General features: G+C 61.0%; 19 protein-coding genes. 13 read left to right on the plus strand and 6 right to left on the minus strand.

Annotated features, from left to right (window positions below; genetic code table 11):
- The first annotated feature begins 52 nt into the window (after positions 1 to 52).
- The 6 genes from ftsZ to ligA all read left to right on the plus strand — a co-directional run bounded on the left by ftsZ (position 53) and on the right by ligA (position 8,726).
- Positions 53 to 1,780, plus strand: coding sequence for a cell division protein FtsZ (ftsZ, locus tag FFR93_RS10465; protein WP_138393162.1), 1,728 nt, complete (start codon positions 53 to 55; stop codon positions 1,778 to 1,780).
- Between the two features lie 263 nt (positions 1,781 to 2,043).
- A complete protein-coding gene (lpxC, locus tag FFR93_RS10470; RefSeq protein ID WP_138393163.1) occupies positions 2,044 to 3,000 on the plus strand; it encodes a UDP-3-O-acyl-N-acetylglucosamine deacetylase in 957 nt (318 codons plus the stop codon).
- A 265-nt stretch (positions 3,001 to 3,265) separates the two neighbouring features.
- Positions 3,266 to 4,135: an outer membrane protein assembly factor BamD gene (locus FFR93_RS10475; RefSeq protein ID WP_171049151.1), complete on the plus strand. Its 870-nt coding sequence runs from the start codon at positions 3,266 to 3,268 to the stop codon at positions 4,133 to 4,135.
- 5 nt (positions 4,136 to 4,140) lie between these two features.
- Positions 4,141 to 5,814, plus strand: coding sequence for a DNA repair protein RecN (recN, locus tag FFR93_RS10480; protein WP_138393164.1), 1,674 nt, complete (start codon positions 4,141 to 4,143; stop codon positions 5,812 to 5,814).
- 118 nt (positions 5,815 to 5,932) lie between these two features.
- The gene (locus FFR93_RS10485) at positions 5,933 to 6,460 is read left to right on the plus strand and encodes a DUF6886 family protein (protein WP_138393165.1); all 528 of its coding nucleotides are present in this window, start codon (positions 5,933 to 5,935) and stop codon (positions 6,458 to 6,460) included.
- A gap of 109 nt (positions 6,461 to 6,569) precedes the next feature.
- The gene (gene ligA, locus FFR93_RS10490; protein WP_138393166.1) at positions 6,570 to 8,726 is read left to right on the plus strand and encodes an NAD-dependent DNA ligase LigA; all 2,157 of its coding nucleotides are present in this window, start codon (positions 6,570 to 6,572) and stop codon (positions 8,724 to 8,726) included.
- A gap of 151 nt (positions 8,727 to 8,877) precedes the next feature.
- Here ligA and FFR93_RS10495 read toward each other — a convergent pair whose 3' ends face one another.
- Positions 8,878 to 9,414 carry a GNAT family N-acetyltransferase gene (locus FFR93_RS10495; RefSeq protein ID WP_138393167.1) on the minus strand — a complete coding sequence of 179 codons (537 nt, stop codon included), beginning with the start codon at positions 9,412 to 9,414 and terminating at the stop codon, positions 8,878 to 8,880.
- Positions 9,415 to 9,686: 272 nt separating this feature from the next.
- On the opposite strand from FFR93_RS10495, the gene FFR93_RS10500 reads away from it, so the two are divergent.
- Positions 9,687 to 10,277, plus strand: coding sequence for a 3'-5' exonuclease (locus tag FFR93_RS10500; protein ID WP_138393168.1), 591 nt, complete (start codon positions 9,687 to 9,689; stop codon positions 10,275 to 10,277).
- Positions 10,278 to 10,384: 107 nt separating this feature from the next.
- Positions 10,385 to 10,879, plus strand: a complete 495-nt coding sequence (locus FFR93_RS10505) for a CreA family protein (protein ID WP_064705578.1) — start codon at positions 10,385 to 10,387, stop codon at positions 10,877 to 10,879.
- Positions 10,880 to 11,159: 280 nt separating this feature from the next.
- On the opposite strand, the gene FFR93_RS10510 is transcribed toward FFR93_RS10505, so the two are convergent.
- Positions 11,160 to 11,627 (minus strand): chemotaxis protein CheW, encoded by a 468-nt coding sequence (locus FFR93_RS10510; protein ID WP_004668786.1) that lies wholly within the window; start codon positions 11,625 to 11,627, stop codon positions 11,160 to 11,162.
- A 2-nt stretch (positions 11,628 to 11,629) separates the two neighbouring features.
- Positions 11,630 to 13,594, minus strand: a complete 1,965-nt coding sequence (locus FFR93_RS10515) for a HAMP domain-containing methyl-accepting chemotaxis protein (protein ID WP_138393169.1) — start codon at positions 13,592 to 13,594, stop codon at positions 11,630 to 11,632.
- A 381-nt stretch (positions 13,595 to 13,975) separates the two neighbouring features.
- Between FFR93_RS10515 and FFR93_RS10520 the strand changes: the two genes are divergently transcribed.
- Positions 13,976 to 14,575: an SCO family protein gene (locus FFR93_RS10520; RefSeq protein WP_138393170.1), complete on the plus strand. Its 600-nt coding sequence runs from the start codon at positions 13,976 to 13,978 to the stop codon at positions 14,573 to 14,575.
- A 68-nt stretch (positions 14,576 to 14,643) separates the two neighbouring features.
- Entirely contained in the window at positions 14,644 to 15,522 is an 879-nt protein-coding gene (locus FFR93_RS10525; RefSeq protein ID WP_138393171.1) for a 50S ribosomal protein L11 methyltransferase, read from the plus strand.
- Positions 15,523 to 15,807: 285 nt separating this feature from the next.
- On the opposite strand, the gene FFR93_RS10530 is transcribed toward FFR93_RS10525, so the two are convergent.
- A complete protein-coding gene (locus FFR93_RS10530; protein ID WP_138393172.1) occupies positions 15,808 to 16,011 on the minus strand; it encodes a hypothetical protein in 204 nt (67 codons plus the stop codon).
- A 249-nt stretch (positions 16,012 to 16,260) separates the two neighbouring features.
- On the opposite strand from FFR93_RS10530, the gene FFR93_RS10535 reads away from it, so the two are divergent.
- The gene (locus tag FFR93_RS10535) at positions 16,261 to 18,096 is read left to right on the plus strand and encodes an aminopeptidase P family protein (RefSeq protein ID WP_138393173.1); all 1,836 of its coding nucleotides are present in this window, start codon (positions 16,261 to 16,263) and stop codon (positions 18,094 to 18,096) included.
- 64 nt (positions 18,097 to 18,160) lie between these two features.
- Here the strand turns inward: FFR93_RS10535 and FFR93_RS10540 are convergent, their stop codons facing one another.
- Together FFR93_RS10540 and FFR93_RS10545 are read right to left on the minus strand one after the other, a co-directional pair.
- Complete coding sequence (locus tag FFR93_RS10540; RefSeq protein WP_138393174.1) at positions 18,161 to 18,469, minus strand: AzlD family protein; 309 nt, start codon at positions 18,467 to 18,469, stop codon at positions 18,161 to 18,163.
- A gap of 3 nt (positions 18,470 to 18,472) precedes the next feature.
- Positions 18,473 to 19,204 (minus strand): AzlC family ABC transporter permease, encoded by a 732-nt coding sequence (locus FFR93_RS10545; protein WP_138393175.1) that lies wholly within the window; start codon positions 19,202 to 19,204, stop codon positions 18,473 to 18,475.
- A 131-nt stretch (positions 19,205 to 19,335) separates the two neighbouring features.
- Here FFR93_RS10545 and FFR93_RS10550 point away from each other — a divergent pair, with 131 nt between their 5' ends.
- Together FFR93_RS10550 and FFR93_RS10555 are read left to right on the plus strand one after the other, a co-directional pair.
- Positions 19,336 to 19,581, plus strand: coding sequence for a DUF2164 domain-containing protein (locus tag FFR93_RS10550; protein ID WP_064711560.1), 246 nt, complete (start codon positions 19,336 to 19,338; stop codon positions 19,579 to 19,581).
- 93 nt (positions 19,582 to 19,674) lie between these two features.
- Positions 19,675 to 21,267: a hypothetical protein gene (locus tag FFR93_RS10555; RefSeq protein WP_138393176.1), complete on the plus strand. Its 1,593-nt coding sequence runs from the start codon at positions 19,675 to 19,677 to the stop codon at positions 21,265 to 21,267.
- Positions 21,268 to 21,316: the final 49 nt, after the last annotated feature.

Raw genomic sequence — 21,316 nt, forward strand, 5'->3', positions numbered from 1 at the left:
TGAGTAATTGGCCGGCGTGGCGATGCGGCCAGAGAGAGAAGGAACAGGTACCATGACCATCAAGCTGCAAAAGCCTGACATCACAGAGCTGAAGCCGCGCATCACCGTGTTTGGCGTCGGTGGCGGTGGCGGCAACGCCGTCAACAACATGATCACCGCCGGCCTCCAGGGCGTCGACTTCGTCGTTGCCAACACGGATGCCCAGGCGCTGACGATGACGAAGGCCGAACGCATCATCCAGCTCGGCGTCAATGTCACCGAAGGCCTCGGCGCCGGTTCGCAGCCGGAAGTCGGCCGCGCCGCCGCTGAAGAATGCATCGACGAGATCGTCGATCATCTGAACGGCACGCATATGTGCTTCGTCACCGCCGGCATGGGCGGCGGCACCGGCACGGGCGCTGCTCCGGTCGTCGCGCAGGCGGCCCGCAACAAGGGCATCCTGACGGTCGGCGTCGTCACCAAGCCGTTCCATTTCGAAGGCGGCCGCCGCATGCGCCTGGCCGAGATGGGCATCCAGGAACTGCAGAAGTCGGTCGACACGCTGATCGTCATTCCGAATCAGAATCTCTTCCGCATTGCCAACGACAAGACGACCTTCGCCGACGCTTTCGCAATGGCCGACCAGGTTCTCTATTCGGGCGTCGCCTGCATCACCGATCTGATGGTGAAGGAAGGCCTCATTAATCTCGACTTCGCCGACGTCCGCTCGGTGATGCGTGAGATGGGCCGCGCGATGATGGGCACCGGCGAAGCCTCCGGCTCCGGCCGCGCGCTGCAGGCTGCCGAGGCTGCCATCGCCAACCCGCTGCTCGACGAAACCTCGATGAAGGGTGCCCAGGGCCTGCTGATCTCCATCACCGGCGGTCGCGACCTTACGCTCTTCGAAGTCGACGAGGCTGCGACCCGTATCCGCGAGGAGGTCGATCCCGACGCCAACATCATCCTCGGCGCCACCTTCGACGAATCGCTTGAAGGCATCATCCGCGTTTCGGTCGTCGCGACAGGCATTGACCGGGCGATCAGCGAAGCCGCAGAACGCAACTTCCAGCCTGCCGCCAAACCCGCTATCCGTCCCTCCGCGGCTGCTGCTCCGGCAGCGGCCGCAGTTCAGCCTGCCCCGGTGATGCAGGCGCCGAAGGCCCTCGATCCGATCGCGCAGACCATTCGCGAAGCCGAGATGGAACGTGAGCTCGAAATTCCGACCCCGCGTGCCGCCGCACCGCTCCAGCAGCCTGCTGCGCAGCAGGAAGTCTTCCGTCCGCAGAGCAAGATCTTCGCGGCTGCACCGGAAGCTCCGGCCATGCGTCCTCAGGTGCAGCAGCAGGCTCCGGCGCCGGTGATGAGCCAGCCCGCGCTGAGCCAGCCCGTCCAGCCGCAGCCCATTCAGCAGCCGGTCCGGCAGGAGCCGATCATCCGTCAGGCGGCTGAGCCGGTGCGCATGCCGAAAGTCGAGGATTTCCCGCCTGTCGTCCAGGCGGAACTCGACCATCGCGCCCAGCCGGCCTCCGCGCATGGCCAGGAAGAGCGCGGCCCGATGGGCCTGCTCAAGCGAATCACCAATTCGCTCGGCCGCCGTGACGACGACGCCGTTGCCGCCGACATGACCGCCGCACCGCCAGCCGCGTCGCAGCAGCGCCGTCCGCTGTCGCCGGAGGCAAGCCTCTATGCGCCGCGCCGCGGCAACCTCGACGACCAGGGCCGTGCGGTTCCGCAGGCTCGCATGATGCAAGAAGACGATCAGCTGGAAATTCCGGCATTCCTGCGTCGCCAGTCGAACTGAAATCGGGGCTTTTGGCACCGTTCATGCCCGGGATCCAGGTCCCGGGCATTGCTGTTTTTCGGCCGGGAATTCTTGAGCGATATCAATCGTGTGACTTCGTAACAAAACGAAAGAAACAGTGATTTGGATTGGAGCGCCGGCGCACGTAAGTATGATGCAAGAAAACTGCGTTAGGAGTCGTCTGGACGAGGTTCCTTCTGCAGAAAGAATGACAACCGCGCCGTGGGACAAGCCGCTGGAGCGGAAAAATAAAGGCAGATTTTATGGCAATTGGCTTGCTGGGTTTTCAAACGACGGTTTCGCGTCCCGCTACGCTCTCGGGCATCGGCGTTCATTCGGGCGCGAATGTTTCGATCACGCTGAACCCGGCCGAAGCGGACACCGGCGTCGTTTTCCAGCGCCTGCATGATAATGGTGACATCACCGAACTGAAGGCCGTCTCCTCGCAGGTCGGCAATACAGACCTCTGCACCGTACTCGGCTTCTCTCCCACACATTCGGTTGCGACGATCGAACATGTCATGGCCGCCGTCTATGCACTCGGCCTCGACAATGTCGTGATCGAGGTGCAGGGCGCCGAAATGCCGATCATGGACGGCAGCTCGTTGCCTTTCGTCGAAGCGATCGAGCAGGCCGGCCTCGTCTCACTCGGCGTCAAGCGCCGCTATATTCGCATCACCAAGCCGGTGCGAATCGAGCATGGCGGCTCCTGGAGCGAATTCCGTCCCTATGACGGTATGCGATTCGAAGTCGAGATCGATTTCGACTGCCCGCTGATCGGCCGGCAGAAGTGGGCCGGCGACATGAGCGCCGCCGTCTTCAAGTCCGAACTCTCCCGCGCCCGTACCTTCGGCTTCATGCGCGATGTCGAGCGTCTCTGGGCATCGGGCCATGCGCTCGGTTCGTCGCTCGAAAATTCCGTCGTCATCTCGGACGACAATACCGTGATTAATGTCGAAGGCCTGCGTTACGCCAAGGACGAGTTCGTCCGCCACAAGACGCTTGATGCCGTCGGTGATCTGTCGCTCGCCGGCGTCCAGTTCATCGGCTGCTACCGGTCCTATCGTGGTGGCCACAAGATGAACGCCAATGCCTTGAAGGCGCTGCTCGCCGATCCCTCTGCCTACGAGGTGGTGGAGACGTCGACGCCGCGCCAGCGCGTCGCCGCTCGTGAACTGATCGCCGTCAGCGCTTCGGAATTCACTCCCTGGTCGGCATGACCTCCAGCATATTCTCAAGACCAGGCCGCCTCTTTCCCGGAGGCGGTTTTTTTATGGCCGCTCGCATCGGCGCAACATGATTTCTCGCAGATGCGCAGCTGCAACAGGTCGGCAAGAAGATGAAAAGCCGGCCAATCCGGCGGCGGCTGCCACAAAAATGCGTTAATGCCTTATCATTGCGTTGCTCTTGATGCACATTTGTGGCTAGAAACGCCAGCGAGGCGTGGCTGCCGTGGAGCGAGCGGCGGCAGTGGGGTTCTTTCGAATGGGTTATGCAGGATCTGAAGGTATGATGAAGACAGCGCGCGCTTTGTTCGCATCGCTTCTGGTGCTTAGCGCAGGCGCCTCGATCTCCGGCTGCCAGTCGGATCCCGATATCGATATCACCAAGCTCGGCCTCGAAACAGATCCGCCCGACGTGCTCTACACCCAGGGCCTCGCCAATATGAAGGCCGGCAACATGGCGGAAGCGGCGCGCAAGTTCGACGCAATCGATCGGGAGAACCCGTTCTCCGAATGGGCGCGCAAGGCGCTTGTGATGAGCACCTTTGTCAAATACCGCCAGGGCAAGCTCGATGATGCGCTTGCCTCGGGCAACCGTTACATGTCGCAATATCCGAAGTCCCAGGATGCCGCTTATGTGCAGTATCTCATCGGTCTCACCTATTCCAAACAGATCGTCGACGTGACCCAGGACCAGCGCGCCTCCGCCAAGACTATCGAGGCGATGCAGGCGGTGATCGACAACTATCCGAACTCCGAATATGTCGACGACGCGCAGGCGAAAATCCGCTACGCACGTGACCAGCTCGCCGGCAAAGAAATGCAGATCGGCCGCTACTATATGGAGCGGAAGGAATATCTGGCCGCAATCTCGCGCTTCCGCATCGTCGTCGAGAAATATCCGAACACGAACCAGATCGAAGAGGCGCTGGCCCGTCTCGTCGAAGCCTATTATGCCATGGGTATCGTCGACGAGGCTCAGACCGCGGCAGCCGTTCTTGGTCACAACTATCCGGACAGCCAGTGGTACGCCGATTCCTACAAGCTGCTGCAGACGGGTGGCGCCGAGCCGCGTGAAAACAAGGGCTCGTGGATCGCTGCGGCAGGCAAGAAACTTCTGCTCGGTTCCTAAGCCCAATGCTGATCCAGCTTTCGATCCGCGATATCGTCCTGATCGAGCGGCTGGATCTTGCCTTCGAGACCGGTCTTTCCGTGCTGACGGGCGAGACCGGAGCGGGCAAATCCATCCTGCTCGACAGTCTGTCGTTGGCGCTCGGCGGGCGAGGTGACGGCGGTCTGGTGCGCCATGGTGAAGACAGGGGCCAGGTGACGGCGGTGTTCGACGTCGGCATGGACCACGGGGCCCGTTTGCTCCTGCGTGAAAACGGCATCGACGACGAGGGCGACCTGATCTTCCGCCGTCAGCAATCAGCTGACGGGCGTACCAAGGCCTATGTCAACGACCAGCCGGTCAGCGTGCAGCTGATGCGCCAGGCGGGTCAGATGCTGGTCGAGATTCACGGCCAGCACGATGATCGCGCTCTTGTCGACACCAATGCTCACCGCACCCTGCTCGATGCCTTCGCCGGCCTTGCCGATGAAGTTGCGGAGGTTTCCCGCCTTTATCGAATCTGGCGCGACAGCGAACGGACGCTGAAAAAGCACCGCGAGAAGGTGGAAAGTGCGGCGCGCGAGGCCGACTATCTGCGTTCCTCCGTGGAAGAGCTCGAGAAACTCTCACCACAGGACGGCGAGGAGGTCGAACTCGCCGAAAGCAGGCAGAGGATGATGAAGGCGGAGCGGATCGCCGGCGATATTGCCGAAGCCTCCGAATTCCTGAACGGCAATGCCTCGCCGGTGCCGCATATCGCCTCGCTGGTGCGCCGACTGGAGCGCAAGAGCCATGAAGCGCCCGGGCTGCTCGAAGAGACGGTGACGCTGCTCGACGCCGCACTCGACCAGCTTTCCAATGCGCAAATGGAAGTCGAAGCGGCGCTGCGCAAGACCGAATACGATCCTCGGGAGCTGGAGCGGGTAGAGGAGCGGCTTTTCGCGCTCAGAGCCGCGTCGCGCAAATATTCAGTGCCCGTCACCGAGCTGCCGGCGCTCGCGGTGCGCATGATCGCCGACCTTGCCGACCTCGATGCGGGCGAGGAGCGGCTTGCGCGGCTCGAAGCGGAGGTCGGTCTGGCGCGGGAGAATTACGATCGGGCGGCGCGATCGCTTTCCGACAAGCGCCATCAAGCCGGCACCGCGCTGGCTGCCGCCGTGATGGCCGAGCTGCCGGCGCTGAAGCTCGAACGCGCTCGTTTCATGGTCGAGATCACCACGGATGCGCATGAGGCGCTTCCCGAAGGCATCGACGTCGTCGAGTTCCATGTCCAGACCAATCCCGGTACACGCCCCGGCTCGATTATGAAGGTCGCCTCAGGCGGAGAACTGTCGCGTTTTCTGCTGGCGCTCAAGGTGGCGCTCGCCGATCGCGGGTCGGCCCCGACGCTCGTCTTCGACGAAATCGATACCGGGGTCGGTGGCGCGGTGGCCGATGCGATCGGCCAGCGGCTGAAGCGGCTGTCCGAGCGGGTCCAGGTGCTGTCGGTTACGCATGCGCCGCAGGTCGCCGCACGGGCGGCAACGCATCTTCTGATCTCCAAAGGGCCGGCGGCCGAGGGTTCTGAAAAGATCGCCACCCGCGTGGCGACGATGGCGCAGAAGGATCGCACCGAAGAGATCGCTCGCATGCTGGCCGGCGCTTCGGTGACAGAAGAGGCGAGGGCGGCTGCCAAGCGGCTGCTGGCCGGTAACGGCTGATTGCCGCGGCCGAAGGAGATGGCGGCTGCTCGCCCAGACCGTCTGCAACACTGGCAACGGTGACAAACATTGCGCTTCGCGTTATGCGCATCATTCCGATCAGCGGCGATCCGTTCCCATGCGCCTTTTCCATTTCAGCGATGATCCCGTCATTGCGGCGTTCGAGCCGCGTCCGGTTCGCATTCCCTCGATCCGACCGGCGGGCTGCGAATGGCTGAACGGTCCGCTCGTCTGGGCGATCGATGACGATCATGACTTCATGTATCTCTTTCCGCGGGATTGCCCGCGGATCCTGATCTGGGCCACATCCGAGACGCCGGAAGCCGAGAGGCGGCATTGGCTTGCAGGTTGCCGGGCAGCAGCCTATGTCGAGCGTCATTGGCTGGAACGGCTCTCGACGGTGACGATTTATCGCTACGCGCTGCCGGCCGAAGGTTTCGAGGACCTCGGCGATGCGGGCATGTGGGTGGCTCGCCGGCGTATTGTTCCGATCGAATGCACCGCCATTTCGCGGCTCGACCGGGAATTCATGCCGCGCGGAGTGGAATTGCGGGTGGTCGACAGTTTACGGCCGCTGAAAGGCCTCTGGGACAGCGGGCTGCACGTCAGCGGCCTCCGGCTGCGCAATGCCTTGGATTGGGAATAGGCTGATGGGCAGTCCTCACCGGACAGGGTAAGCAACTGCTCTTTTCATCCGGCAATTTTGCTCTAAAAACAAAGCAGTTTTCCGGCCAGATTCTCTGGAGAGATGTTCCATGTCCACCGAAGGTTCCGCCGTCGACACGTTGACGATCGAAGAGGCCGCCGCCGAGCTCGAGCGGCTGGCAAGGGAGATCGCGCATCACGATGCGCTATACCACGGCAAGGACCAGCCGGAGATCTCGGACGCGGATTACGACGCGCTGAAGCGCCGCAACGATGCGCTGGAAGCGCGGTTTCCCGAGCTGATCCGTAAGGACAGCCCGTCGCGGCGGGTCGGTGCTGCGCCGTCGGTTACCTTCTCGCCCGTCGTTCACGCGCGGCCGATGCTGTCGCTCGACAATACGTTTTCGCAGGAGGACGTGCAGGATTTCGTCGCCAGCGTCTATCGCTTCCTCGGCCGCCTGCCAGATCAGTCGATCGCCTTTACCGCCGAACCGAAGATCGACGGGCTGTCGATGTCGATCCGATATGAGAACGGGCGGCTGACGACGGCTGCCACGCGCGGCGACGGCACAACCGGGGAGAATGTCACCGCCAACATCCGCACCATCGCGGAAATTCCCCAGGAATTGCCGAAGGGCGTTCCCGCGGTCGTGGAGATCCGCGGCGAGGTCTATATGGCGAAGAGCGATTTCCTGGCGCTGAACCGGCAGATGGAAGCGGAAGGCAAGCAGACCTATGTCAATCCGCGCAATACGGCCGCCGGATCGTTGCGTCAACTCGACGCCAAGGTGACGGCGAGCCGCAAGCTGAAATTCTTCGCCTATGCCTGGGGCGAGATGTCGGAGATGCCTGAAGACACGCAGTTCGGCATGGTGCAGACCTTCAAGGAGTGGGGTTTTCCCGTAAACCCGCTGATGAAGCGGCTGAATTCGGTCGCCGACATCCTATCGCATTATGACGAGATCGGCCTGAAGCGACCTGATCTCGACTACGATATCGACGGCGTCGTCTATAAGGTCGACAGTCTGGAACTGCAGCAGCGCCTTGGCTTCCGCTCCCGTTCGCCGCGCTGGGCGACGGCGCACAAGTTCCCTGCCGAGCAGGCCTTTACTGAGGTCGAGAAGATCGAGATTCAGGTCGGCCGCACGGGGGCGCTGACGCCGGTGGCGCGGCTGAAGCCGATCACGGTCGGCGGCGTCGTCGTCACCAATGCGACGCTTCATAATGAGGATTACATCAAGGGCATCGGCAATAGCGGTGAGCGCATACGGCCGGAGGAGCACGATATCCGGGAGGGCGACACCGTCATCGTCCAGCGCGCCGGCGATGTCATTCCGCAGATCCTGGACGTGGTGTTGGAGAAGCGTGCGGCCAATGCCAAGGCATATGAATTCCCGAGGACGTGCCCCGTCTGCGGTTCGCACGCGGTGCGCGAGGTCAACGAGAAGACCGGAAAGATGGATTCCGTACGCCGCTGCACCGGCGGCTTCATCTGCCGGGCGCAGGCGACGGAGCATCTGAAACACTTCGTCTCGCGCAACGCCTTCGATATCGAAGGGCTTGGTTCGAAGCAGGTCGACTTCTTTTTCGAAAACGAGGATCCGTCCCTGCAGATCCGGACGGCGCCCGATATCTTCACCTTGGAGAAGCGCCAGGCGCATTCTCTGACCAAGCTGGAAAATATCGACGGCTTCGGCAAAGTCAGCGTCGGCAAGCTCTATGCGGCGATCAACGAGCGGCGCAGCATTGCGCTGCATCGCTTCATCTATGCGCTCGGCATCCGCCATGTCGGCGAGACCACGGCAAAGCTGCTGGCGCGCTCCTACGGCACCTATGAGGCCTTTGCGACCGCAATGCAGGAGGCAACACCGCTTTCCGGCGATGCGTGGAACGATCTCAACGCTATCGAAGGAATCGGCGAGGTCGTGGCGCGCGCCATGGTCGAATTTTACAAGGAGCCGCGCAACATCGAGGTGATCGGCCGTCTGCTCGAAGAAGTGACGCCTGCCGAGGCCGAACAGCCGACCACGTCCGGAAGCCCGGTCGCCGGCAAGACCGTCGTCTTTACCGGCTCGCTCGAAAAATTCACCCGCGATGAGGCGAAGGCGAGGGCCGAAAGCCTCGGCGCCAAGGTGGCGGGCTCGGTGTCGAAGAAAACCGACTTCGTCGTTGCCGGCCCCGGCGCCGGCTCTAAACTCGATAAGGCGCGTGAGCTCGGTGTCCAGACGATGGACGAGGATGAGTGGCTGGCGCTGATTGGCGGGTAGAGAGACCGGTGTGGAGGCTTTAAGGGCTCCTCCGCGTGTCGAGGACCTCCTGTATTCGATCGTTGCAGATGCTCGGGACAAGCCCGAGCATGACGAAGGAGCGCTTGGCAGGCCTTTCCTGCCTTTAGGTCGGTGTCTGTCGGCCTTTTTTTCAAGTCCTCAGCCGCGCCATCGTATAGGCGTCGACATAGCGGCCGGCGCGGTAGGCGAATGAGCGCAGAAGCCCTTCCTTTTCGAAACCGAATTTCTCATAGAGTGCGATCGCGGCCTCATTGTCGGTATATACGGTCAGTTCGAGCCGCTTGATGTCGAGCCAGTCGTCGGCGGCATCGACCATCGCGCCAAACAGGATACGGCCGAAACCGCGACCGGTGAAATCGTCATGCACGCCCATGCCGAGGCTGGCGGCGTGCTGGCGACGGCCGCTAAGGCGGTTGAGGCCGCCATTGCCGACGATCCTGCCGTTCAGGGTGACGACGAGGTTGAGCGCGCCGGGCGACGGATTTTCCATATTCTTGCGAACATCCTCGATCCGCTGGTAGGGCGGCCGCAGCGTGCCGGCCCGGTAGCCCGGCAAATTTATGAGATCGGTGATTTCCTCGGCATCGGAAATACGTACAGCGCGCACGACGACTCCATCCGGCAGGCGCGCTCGGTCGCCGAATTCATTCTCTTCGTTATTGGCCATAGGATAGCTCTCCTCAGTTTTTGGAGGAGAGCCGGTTTGTCGAAAACCCTGCTCGCCTCGGCAGGGTTTTCGGGATGATCGGACGGCTAGTGACGCACCATCGCTCCCGCGTACCCTGGAAGGGTCGTGGCGATATGATGCATGGTAAGCGTCACAGAGTTGATCATGCGCGGAAGTTTCCCCATCCGCGTGCAGATGTCAACAGGCGGAGATTTGCCTTCGCGTGCCGCTATGATTATTCCGGTAGGCCTAGACGATTCGGATTTTTGTCCTTGAAGACCATTGCCATCGATTTCGAAACAGCCAACGAGCAGCGCGGCAGCGCCTGTTCAGTCGGACTTGCCTGGATCGAGGAGGGCAGGGTGACCCGTGTCGAGGAGCGGCTGATCCGCCCGCGCGACATGCGCTTTTCAGGGATGAATATCGCCATCCACGGTATCCGGCCGGAGCATGTCGAGGATGCGCCGGAGTTTCCCGAGGTGATGGACGAGTTTTACGATGATATCAGCGGCGCGACGATGATCGCGCACAACGCGGCTTTCGATTTCAGCGTCTGGCGGGCGAGCCTCGATCTCTATCGGCAGTCCTATCCGGAGCTCACCTATCTCTGCAGCCTGAAAATGGCGCAGCGGATCTGGCCGCATTTCCTCTCGCATCGGCTGAACCTGATCGCCGAGCATCTCGGCCTGCGTTTCATACACCACAACGCCGCCGAGGACGCCGCGGTCTGCGCGGCAGCGGCGATCGAGATGGCGAAGGCGGTCAAGGCGAAAGCCGTGGAAGCGATCCCGGCGCTGATCGGGATGACGCCGGGGCGGCTGACAGCGCGCGGCTATGAGCCCTGCACCTGCCGGAAGGGCTGAGCGGTTTCTTGCAAAGCATGGGCGCGTACTTATCTACAAAGCGCCAATAAAGCGATAGAGCGCCTTAGGCGCGTCCCGTCGGACGCGCTGCGCTCCAGGGAGCCGCTATGTCCAAGCCGCGTAATCTTTTCCTTGCTGCCCTTTCTTTTCTCGCGCTTTCAGCGGGCGCAGCCCCGGCCGAGGTCGTCGGCAAGGTCGGGGTCGACTGGATCGGCAACGATATCATTGTCGAGGCGGTGTCCGATCCGGAGGTCAGGGGCGTCACCTGCCATGTCACTTATTTCGATCGCAGCCTGATCGACCGGCTCAAGAACGGCAACTGGTTCGAGGATCCATCCAACAATTCGATCGCCTGCCGGCAGACCGGGCCGGTCGAGATCGGTAATATCGATCTCTCAAAGGACGGCAGCGAGGTGTTCCGCCAGGGCATGTCGCTGATCTGGAAGACGCTCGTTGTCAACCGCATTTACGACAAGACCAACGACACGCTGATCTATCTCGCCCATTCGCGGGAACTCACTGATGGTTCGGCGAAGATGTCGATCTCGACCATTCCACTCTATGGGCAGAACGTGATCTGGAGGAATGGGAAGCCGCAGTAGGGTTGCGGATTTTAGGAAGGGTGCGAGTGTCTCCCCAAATCCCTCATCCCTGTGCTCGTCACAGGAAGTCGGCGCGCCAAAGTCCTTGGGCGCAGGAGACTCTCTGCGCGAGCAGAAGGTCATTCACCGCGCAGACGCGCGGTGGCTGGATCGCTGTGACAAGCACAGAGATGAGGGTGGAGAGGGGGCATCTGGTTCAATAGGTCAGATCAGTCGCGTCTTCCAAAGCGAAAGGCCCGGACGAGCCGGGCCTCCGCGATCTTATTTTCCCGGCAAAATATCAAGCAGCCTGATTCAGTTCGTCCGCAATGACGGTATCGAGGTTCAGGAAGCAGACCATGGTCTTCTCAAGTGCGACGATGCCGCGGCAGAAGGCGCGCTGAGCTTCCGGAATGATCTCCGGCGGCGGCTGAAGGTCTTCGCTCTTGATCGTCATCATGTCGGAAACCTGCTCGACCAGCAGACCGACCAGCTTGCCGGCGATATCGGTGACGATGATCGCCGAACGCTCGGAGGGCTCCGTCATCTTCATGCCAAGGCGGCAGGCCATGTCGATGACCGGGATCACTGCACCGCGCAGGTTGATGAGGCCCAGCACGTAGGGCGGAGTATGCGGCATCGGCGTCACCGGCGCCCAGCCGCGGATTTCGCGGATGGCCATGATGTCGATGCAGAATTCCTGGTCGCCCAGATGGAACGAGACGATTTCGAGGTAGGCGCCTGACTGCTTGATGGCGTTGTTGTTCATGATCAGAATTCTTCCCAGTTGTCCCCGGCGGGGGGAGCGATAGCCTTGGCGGCGGAACCGCCGTTGAATGCGCCCGCGACTTTGCCGATCAGGTTGCGCGCGGGAGATGGTCGTGAATGCGAGGCGGCGGTTGCCTCTCGCGGCGGTTGCCGGGCGGTCATGCCCTCGCCGGTTTTGAACTGCTTGACCAGCTGCGTCAGGTTTTCCGCGTCGATGGCGAGCGTATGACTTGTGGCATTCGTCTCTTCCACCATGGCCGCGTTCTTCTGCGTGACCTGATCCATCTGGCTGATTGAAGTGTTGATTTCGTTCAGTCCGACCGATTGTTCGCGCGCAGAGGTTACGATTGACTTAACATGTTCGTCGATGCGCAGAACATCCTCGCCGATCTGGCGAAGCGCTTCACCTGCGGCCGTCACCAGTTCGCCGCCGACCTTCACTTCCTCGCCGGATTTGCCGATCAAGGCCTTGATATCCTTGGCAGCACCCGCGGCACGGCCGGCGAGTTCGCGCACTTCCTGGGCGACAACAGCGAAACCCTTGCCAGCCTCGCCGGCGCGCGCTGCCTCGACACCGGCATTAAGCGCCAAGAGGTTCGTCTGGAACGCAATCTCGTCGATGACGTTGATGATCTTGCCGATCTCGCGGGAGGCACCCTCGATTCGCTCCATCGCGGCCATCGCATTACCGACGACGATGTCCGATTTTGCTGTATTCTCGCGAGTATGCGAGACCATGTGGCCCACTTCCTCGGCGCGGCTGGTGGCGTTGCGGACGGTGGCGGTGATCTGGTCGAGGGCGGCCGACGTTTCTTCCAGCGAGGCGGCCTGTTGCTCGGTCCGCTTGGCGAGATCGTCGGCGGCGGCGCGCATCTGGCGGCTGTTCGCCTCGATCGAGCTACTATTGATGGCGATGTCGCTCATCGCTTTGCGCAGCGTTGCGGTCGTCTGGTTGAAGTCGAGGCGCAAGCGCTCCAGCTCGTCGCGGAAAGGCTGTTCGATCGTTACGGTCACGTCCCCGCCCGACAAGCGGGTGAGGCCGGCGCCGAGAGCGGTGACAGCGGCGTTCAGGGCTTCGGCTTCGGCTAGCTTGGCGGCTTCGCGGGCACGTTGCTCGGCATCGCTGCGTTGCCTGTCCGTCTGGGTCTGGGCTTCAAGGTCGCGCTTTTCAATGGCGGCGAGTCGGAAGCTGTCGGCGGCGCGCGCCATTTCGCCGATTTCGTCGCCGCGGTTCTTTTCCGGAACGTCGCTGGCTAGATCGCCGTTCATGATGTGCTGCATGCTTTGGCGCACGGCGCCGATACCGCGCCGGATCGAACCGCCGTGGACATATTGCAGGATGCCCATAGTGAGGATAGCCAAGACGCCGAGGCCGATCTGCAGGATGAGGGCCTCCCGCGATACGGCGTTGGCGAGCTCGACATGCTGCTTGGCGAAGACGGTGCCGTCAGCGGCGAGCTTGTCGAGCGTTGCAGTTAGCTCCTCGCCGGCGCCGTCGATCGTGTCGTCAATCTTGTCGAATTCCGCATCGGGTGCTCCCTGTTGGACCAGCGCGATCAGATCGACCTGTATTGCCTTGCCGATTGCGGCGACATCAGCGTCATAACTCTTCAACAGCGCCTCGTCGTGCATTTCCCCGGCAAGAAGGCGCATTTCCCTTGAGCCACTGGAAAGAGCAGTCAGCGAATCGCCGATCAGTTTGATGCGCGCAGGCTCGACGACCTTGCTATCCTTGTCGACAATAATGTCCATGGCAGCCAAGACCATTGTCAGATTCGCAAGCCGCATATCGCCGAGATGATTGACGCTTGCCTGGATCTCGGTGGCGCGGTGCAGGGCCGCGTCGACCCGCATGTTCTCGTACCAGCCGACGCCGAGCATCGTGCCGAAACCGACGAAGGCCGCGCCACCGAGCGTCCAGAGCCTCTGGCTGACCGATAGGCTCTTGCGCACTGATGAATTCGCCATGAAAAGACCCCTCCACAAACCGCTCGGGTTTATGTTTTTCCTACCCTCATGCGGACGTCCCGGGTTTTCGCCACTCGGCAGACTTCATGTCAGAACGGCTCGATCAGGCCGCACGCACTGCTAAATATAGAGATGACGATTTAAGCCTTTCCTAACGATGTTCTCTTGGGACGATCTGTTTGTCTTGAAGGTAAAGGGTTCAAAACACGCTGCGTTTGATCGGCGCCACTTCCGGTTTGACGGTTTTTCCGCCTTGGACAGATTCTGCCCGTGAGACAATTAATCACGGGTCAGAAAACGCACTCTTGAATTGCGCGCGGCCGGCCGAGACTATAATCACGCCGGCGGGGACATGGCCGTCTCGGATCGAGGATCACGTCAATGAAGACATTTCGCATCGCCGTCTGGGTTGGTGTTCTGATACTTGCCGGGGTTCTCGGCGTGGTTAGCTATTCGATGAAGTCGCGGGACGTCGTGGCGGAACCACCCTTTGGCGTGCCCTTCACGCTCGTTTCCCAGAGCGGCCAGCCGATCACCGAGGAGGCGCTGCGCGGCAAGCCGACGGCCCTGTTCTTCGGCTTTACCCATTGCCCGGAAGTTTGCCCGACGACGCTGTTCGAGCTGAACGGCTGGATGGAGAAGGTCGATCCCAAGGGTGACAAATTGCAGGCCTATTTCATTACCGTCGATCCGGAGCGCGATACGCCGGAGATCGTGGACCAATATGTCTCCAACGTTTCCAAACGCATTACCGGCATTTCGGGCCCGCCGGACAAGATTGCCGAAGTCATCAAAGGTTTCCGCGTTTATGCCAAGAAGGTGCCGGTCGATGAGAAGGACCCGAATGGCGACTATACGATGGACCATACGGCTTCGGTTTTCCTGCTTGATTCGGCCGGGCGGTTTTCCGGAACGATCGCCTATGGCGAAAATCCGGACACGGCGGTAAAGAAGCTGGAGAATCTCGTCAACAAGGGATGACGGCTCCAGCGTGATAGGGCGTTGGCTCGACCGGCGGCGGGCAACGGAAACCGGAAAGATCGCCTATCGTGAGTGAAATCCGCCTTTACGTATCGACGACCGAAAGCCAGGCAGAAGCGATCCTCGACCTCCTGACCGAAGTCTTCGGCGAAGAAGACTTTGCCATTGGCACCACCGAAATCGATGAGAAGAAGGATATCTGGGAGGCCTCGGTCTACATGATGGCCGAGGATGAGACGGATGTGCGCTCTCGCATCGAAGCGGCGCTGAAGGACGCTTTTCCCCATGCTCAGCTGTCGCGAGAAGTCATCCCCAACGTCGATTGGGTGGCGAAATCGCTGGAAGGGCTGAAGCCCGTCAGGGCAGGGCGCTTCCTGGTGCATGGATCGCATGACCGCGATAAGGTCCGTCCTGGTGACATCGCCATCGAGATCGATGCCGGCCAGGCCTTCGGCACCGGCCATCACGGCACAACGGCCGGCTGCCTTGAGGTGATCGATGCCGTGGTGCGTTCGCGCCCGGTCTCCAACGCACTCGACCTCGGCACCGGCAGCGGCGTTCTGGCGATCGCCGTGCGCAAGCTTAAGAACATACCGGTGCTTGCGACCGATATCGATCCGGTGGCGACGCGGGTCGCGGCCGAGAACGTGCGACGCAACGGCATCGCGTCGGGTATTGTCACGAGGACCGCGCCGGGTTTTCATTCAACGGCCTTCTCGGCGCATGGTCCCTTCGATCTGATCATCGCCAATATTCTCGCCCGGCCACTGATCCGAATGGCGCCAAAGCTCGCCACGCATCTTGCGCCCGGCGGATCGGTGATCCTTTCGGGCATTCTAGCGGTGCAGCGGTGGAAGGTGATTGCCGCCTATAGCGGCGCCAGACTTCGTCATGTCAGGACGATCTGGCGGAACGGCTGGGTGACCATCCATTTCGACCGGCCGTAAGTTTTTGGGCTGGGTCTGCAGCGGGTTTGTCTGAGGCGCGGCGTCTCTCCCTCATCCCTGTGCTCGTCAAGGGATGTTGCATCTCACCAAAGCCAAATCGTTCTTGCACTGCTCCGAAGATATTAAAACTCGCCCATAACAAAAAAAGGCGGTGCCGATGGCACCGCCTTGGACCGGTTTTCCGGTCAATGCCCGCGAGCTCGAAGGAGGAGGAGCGCTCGAGCGGGCTCTACTGCATTCCAATAAGGCCTGTCCGGGAGGGAGGAGATGGACGGGCTTTCAAGCTCAGAACGCGTAGCTGGGGGCGCCCTGGTGGCGCGTGACCCGCTGGCCGGCACCGAGCAGCTTGAGGGTGTCCTCGTTCTGCGGTCGGCGGGCGCCGATCACGTGACGCACGGTCTGGCGTTCGCCAGCCTGCACCGGGCTGCTGTATGCGAAGCGCGAGAGAGAGGCGGTCATTACAAAAATTTCCTTTGTTTGCTGGTTCATCCGAACCGTTCGATGGCGTCTATATAGCTATTCTGAAATGCGGAGGCAGAGGGTTTTTCTCATGGGAGCCATGCGACTAATGCATAAAGCGTGCCAAATTAACTTTTAGCGTCACAGTTCCGTCAAAATAAAAAGGGTCGGCATTGGCTTCGACTCGTTTCGTCGCTTTTTCTCCCCATCGATTGAAAATTCGCTAACATGGCCGGCATCCCATTAACCGGATTCGTTTCAACCATTCGGATTTCCAGCATGTTCCAGTCTTTCGAGGTTACCTCCACGCCGCAGTTCGGTAAGGAACGGGTTTCCGCGTTGCGCGCCACTTTCGATACGCTCGGCATCGACGCCTTCCTCGTGCCGCGCGCCGACGAGTTCAACGGCGAATATGTTCCGGCCTGCTCGGAGCGGCTGGCATGGCTGACGGGCTTCACCGGTTCGGCGGGCATCGCGCTGATCCTGCGGACGCAGGCGATCGTCTTCGTCGACGGGCGTTATGTGACCCAACTGGCCGAACAAGTCGACGGCTCGGTGTTCTCGGGCGGCGATCTGGTCAACGAGCCGCCGCACGTCTGGCTTGCCGCAAACGGCACCAAGGGGTTGAGGCTCGGCATCGATCCCTGGCTGCACTCGGGCGCGGAGGTACGGCGTCTGGAAAGGGCACTGGCAGAGATCGGCGGGATGTTGGTCTTCCTGCCGTACAATCCGCTCGACAGGTTGTGGAGCGATCGACCGGCCGAACCGCTCGGCGCCGTCACCATCCAGAATGTCGCCCAAGCGGGCGTGCTGGCGAGCGATAAGATTGCCACGATAGCCGCCGGTCTTTCGAAGAAAAATCTCGCTGCGGTGCTGATTGCCGATCCCTCGTCGGTGGCCTGGATCTTCAATATCCGCGGTGCCGACGTGCCGCACACCCCGCACCCGTTGGCGCGCGCCATCATCCATGCCGACGAGCGGGCCGAACTCTTCCTCGACAAGCGCAAGACAAGCATCGAGCCGGAGGCCTATCTCGGGCAGATCTGCACACAACTGCCGCCTTCGGCGCTGGAAGAGAGGCTCTCCGCCGTTTCCAGGAATGGCGGCCGCGTGCTGATCGATGCTGATGTCGCCTCTCATGCGCTGGCGGAGATCATCCGCAAGGCGGGCGGCGAAGTGGTGGAGGGCGCTGACCCCGCCAAGCTGCCGCGCGCGGTGAAAAATGACGTCGAGATCAACGGCTCGGCCGCTGCACATCTGCAGGACGGGGCGGCGATGGTGGAGTTCCTCTATTGGCTGTCGCAGGAGAAGCCGGGCACGGTAAGCGAGATCGCCGCCGCCGAACATCTGGAAACGGTGCGCGCCCGTGTCGGCCAAAGCATGCAGAACCCGCTGAAGGATATTTCTTTCGATACGATCTCGGGCGCCGGCGAACATGCGGCGATCATGCATTATCGCGTCACGACCGAGACCAACCGGATGATCGATGCGGGCGAACTCTTCCTGATCGATTCCGGTGCGCAATATATCAACGGCACGACCGATATTACCCGCACGGTCGGGATCGGCACGGTATCCGAGGAGCATCGCCGTTTCTTCACGATGGTGCTCAAGGGAATGATCCAGATCAGCACTGCGCGTTTCCCGAAGGGTACGCGCGGCTGCGACCTCGATCCGCTGGCGCGCATCGCGCTGTGGCGGGCAGGGGCCGACTTTGCCCACGGCACAGGTCATGGAGTCGGCTCCTATCTCTCCGTGCATGAGGGCCCGCAGCGCATATCCCGGCTTTCGACGCAGGAATTGCTACCCGGCATGATCCTTTCGAACGAGCCCGGTTATTACCGCCCAGGCAGCTTCGGCATCCGTATCGAGAACCTGATCTACGTGCGCGGCGCCGAGGAAATTGAAGGCGGAGACATGCCGATGCTCGGCTTTGAGACGCTGACCTTCTGCCCGATCGACCGCAGCCTCGTCATTCCCGAGCTTCTGACCCATGACGAACTTCACTGGTTCAATGACTATCACCGCCGCACGCGTGAGGCGCTGATGCCGCTCATCCACGATCACGACGTTCGAGCATGGCTCGACAACGCGACGCTGCCGCTGGAATATTAGGGAAGAGGGCGGAACGCGACCTTCGGGTTATAACGCCGCTTATCTTCTTAGGCACAGCATAGGACTAGGCGCCGATCGTATGCCGCCAAGCCATCACGACAGCCCATGCGGCGACCAGCATCCATGTATGGGAAATGCGCAGGCAGACGAAGAGGGCGACGATCAGCGCCAGCTTCGTCTCCCAGCCACCGATGAAGAAGGCAGGCGCGACCAGGGTCGTCAGCACGGCGGCCGGCACGGCGTTTAGGGCCGCCTCCATGCGCGGCGGGATGCTCTTCATCCTGGTAATGAGAATATAGCCGCCGATGCGGGTCGCGAATGTGGCGACCGCCGCCGCGAGGATGACCAACGCCATGTGAAGATCGAATTCCATGGCTCAGACCTCGTGCACTTCGGGTTGAAGAGCGTCGGCTTCGAGATCCGGCATCTGGCGCGGCAGCGGCAGCAGAGCAGCCAGGACGATGCCGGCGGCGGCGCCGAGGCTGACGTGCCAGGGCGAGCCGACATAGTGGTAAGCGAGCACTGATGCCACCGCGCTGACGAGCGCCACGGGAAGGAAATTGTCACGCTTTCGAAAGCCGAGGACGATCCCGAGGAAATAAGCTGGCAGCAGGATATCGAGGCCGATTGCCTTGGGATCGCCGATGAAGCTGCCGAGCATGCCGCCAACAACGCTGATCAGCACCCAGGGGATGTAGATGATAATGCCGAAGCCGAGGTACCAGGCGAAGGTCAGCGGTCTGCCGGCTTCGCCGCGCTTGACCGCTTCGGCAAATTGCGGATCAACGAGCAGGAAGAAGGTGAAGAACTTCTGCACTGGCGTGAAATGGCCGATGTAGCGTGCCAGCGCGGCGGAATAGAGGACGTGGCGGAAGTTGACGGCGAGGATTGACAACACGATCAGCCAAGCATGGACATTGTGGCCGAAGAGTTCGATGCCAACCATCTGGCTGGCGCCGGCATAGACGGTGGCGCTCATGAAGGCGACTTCGGAAAGCGACATGCCGTTCTCGACCGCGAGCGCCCCGAACAAAGCGCCAAAGGGCGCCGATGCCAGCGCAACGGCGGAGCCGCCCCGCAAACCTTCAACAAAGTCGGCGCGATTCATGTGGGTGTCCTATTGGAAATTCAGGTTTCACTTATGGGCTAAGAGCTGACACGGCAATTGAATTTCGTTGATTGACCAATCGATTTCTCTGAAGCATCAAAGGCCCGATCGCATCCGGCGGAGAGGCCCTCATGAAGAAGATCGAATTTTCGAAGGAAGAAAAGGCTGAAATCGTTTCGCGCATCCGCGCCTATTTCGACCGGGAACTCGACCCCATCGGCGCCTTGCCGGCCGAATTCCTGCTCGACTTCTTCACCGAGGAGATCGGGCCTTACATCTACAATCGCGGCCTGCGAGATGCGCAAGCCGCCTTGTTGAAGAGAATGGAAGACGTGAACGAGGACATCCATCTTCTCGAGCGGGAGGAGAAAACTTAGCGCCTGGAGATCAAATCAGAGCCTTCATTTAACACCAAATTATGTCCCGGCCGATATGGTCGTCACGCTTTCATTCACCGGGTAGCGTGTCATTTGGCCTCGATTGTCTCTGTTGTTGATGAATCTCGTTTCGGGCAGCTCGGCAAGGCGTTGACCTTCCTGGTCTGGCTTGCACTGGCCTCTGCGCTTTGCTGGTCCGAAACCGTCTGGCGTGACGAAGTTCGCGCATTGTCGCTGGCCCTTCAGGGAGACCACTTCGCCGACATGCTTCGCCAGATGCATGGCGAGGGTCATCCCGCCATCTGGTATATCCTGCTGCGCGCCGCCTATGTCGTGGTCGGCTCACCCGTCGTTCTGAAAGTCGTCGCGCTGACGATTGCGGCGGCTGCGGCTTACCTTCTGGTTTTCAGGCTGAAGCTGCCTCTTTCCATCATGCTGCTGTCGCTGTTCGGCAGCTTTTCGGTTTTCGAATACGCCGCGATGTCGCGAAATTACGGTATCAGCATGCTGATAATCTTCCTGATCGTCCTGGCGTGGCAGAAGGGAGCGCGCAAAGGCTTGTTGAGCGGCCTGCTGTTTGCCTTGCTGGCGAATACCAACGTGCATTCGGTGGTCCTTGTCGGCGGCTTCCTGACTTATTGGTTTTTTGATCTGGTTCTGGCGCGGCCAAGGCCTTCTTCGCGAGCCTATCGAGACTTTGCGATTGCCGGAGCCTCGGCCGCGGTTGGAGTTGTTCTGTGTTTCCTCACGGTCTATCCGACCTTCAACGATACAGGGCAGAACGACCTCAGCGGCGAGAATTTCGCTTTGCTCGCCCTTCGTGCTCTTGCGCTGGCCAGTTCGCATTTTCTGTCGTTCTATCCCGATGGCATCCTTGGGCTGATGGTGGCCGACCCGTTGGCTTTCCGCATCTTCGCAGCTTTGATGTCGGTGCTGATCTACGGCAGCCTGTTGGGGTTGGCGAACCGGCGGCCGACCATGATCGCAGCGGCGCTGGTGCTGTTGGGGCTCTCGCTATTGTTTACGCTGGTCTATCCCGGCGGATACAGACACCAGGCGCTCTGGCTGGTTTTCATGATCGCGATGACTGCCTTGACCACAGACATTCAGCACGACGGGGCGGGCGTCGCCGGCGCGACGGCTGCCAGCCGCATCGTAAAGGTCGGCCGCCTGTGCTTCATGATATTGCTGGCGCTGCAGGTTGTGTCCGCTGTCGAAAAAGTCAATCGCACCTTCGTGGCCGAAATACCCTTCAGCCGCAGCAAGGATTTCGGTGCGTTCATTCAATCGCGCCCCGATCTCAAGGATGCGATCATCATGGCGGATCCCGATTATCTCGTCGAAGCCCTGCCTTACTACGTTTCCAATCGAACTTATCTTTTACGGGAGGAGCGGTTCGGCGCCATCGTACGATATACCCGCAGCGCACGGCTTTCGCTCAGCCTTGCCGACATCCTCCAATCGGCACGCGGATTGCAGCAGAGCGAGAAGGTGCCCGTCGTCATTCTTCTTTCGCAGCGGCTCGATCAGATCACCGCTCCGGTCTCTTTGCGTGAAAGCTATGTTTGGCGGCTTTCTCTGACGCCTGAGGATATTTCGGCATTCCAAAGCGCGACAGAGCTCGTCAAACGCTTCGGTCCGGCTGCCGGAAGCGATGAGACCTACGACGCCTATATTTTGAAGTAAAAGGCCGGACAGCAGCCTGCCCGGCCTCCGCTCTTTCATACGCCCGCGC

This window comes from Rhizobium sp. MHM7A, assembly GCF_005862215.1.
In the GTDB taxonomy this organism is placed as follows: domain Bacteria; phylum Pseudomonadota; class Alphaproteobacteria; order Rhizobiales; family Rhizobiaceae; genus Rhizobium; species Rhizobium bangladeshense.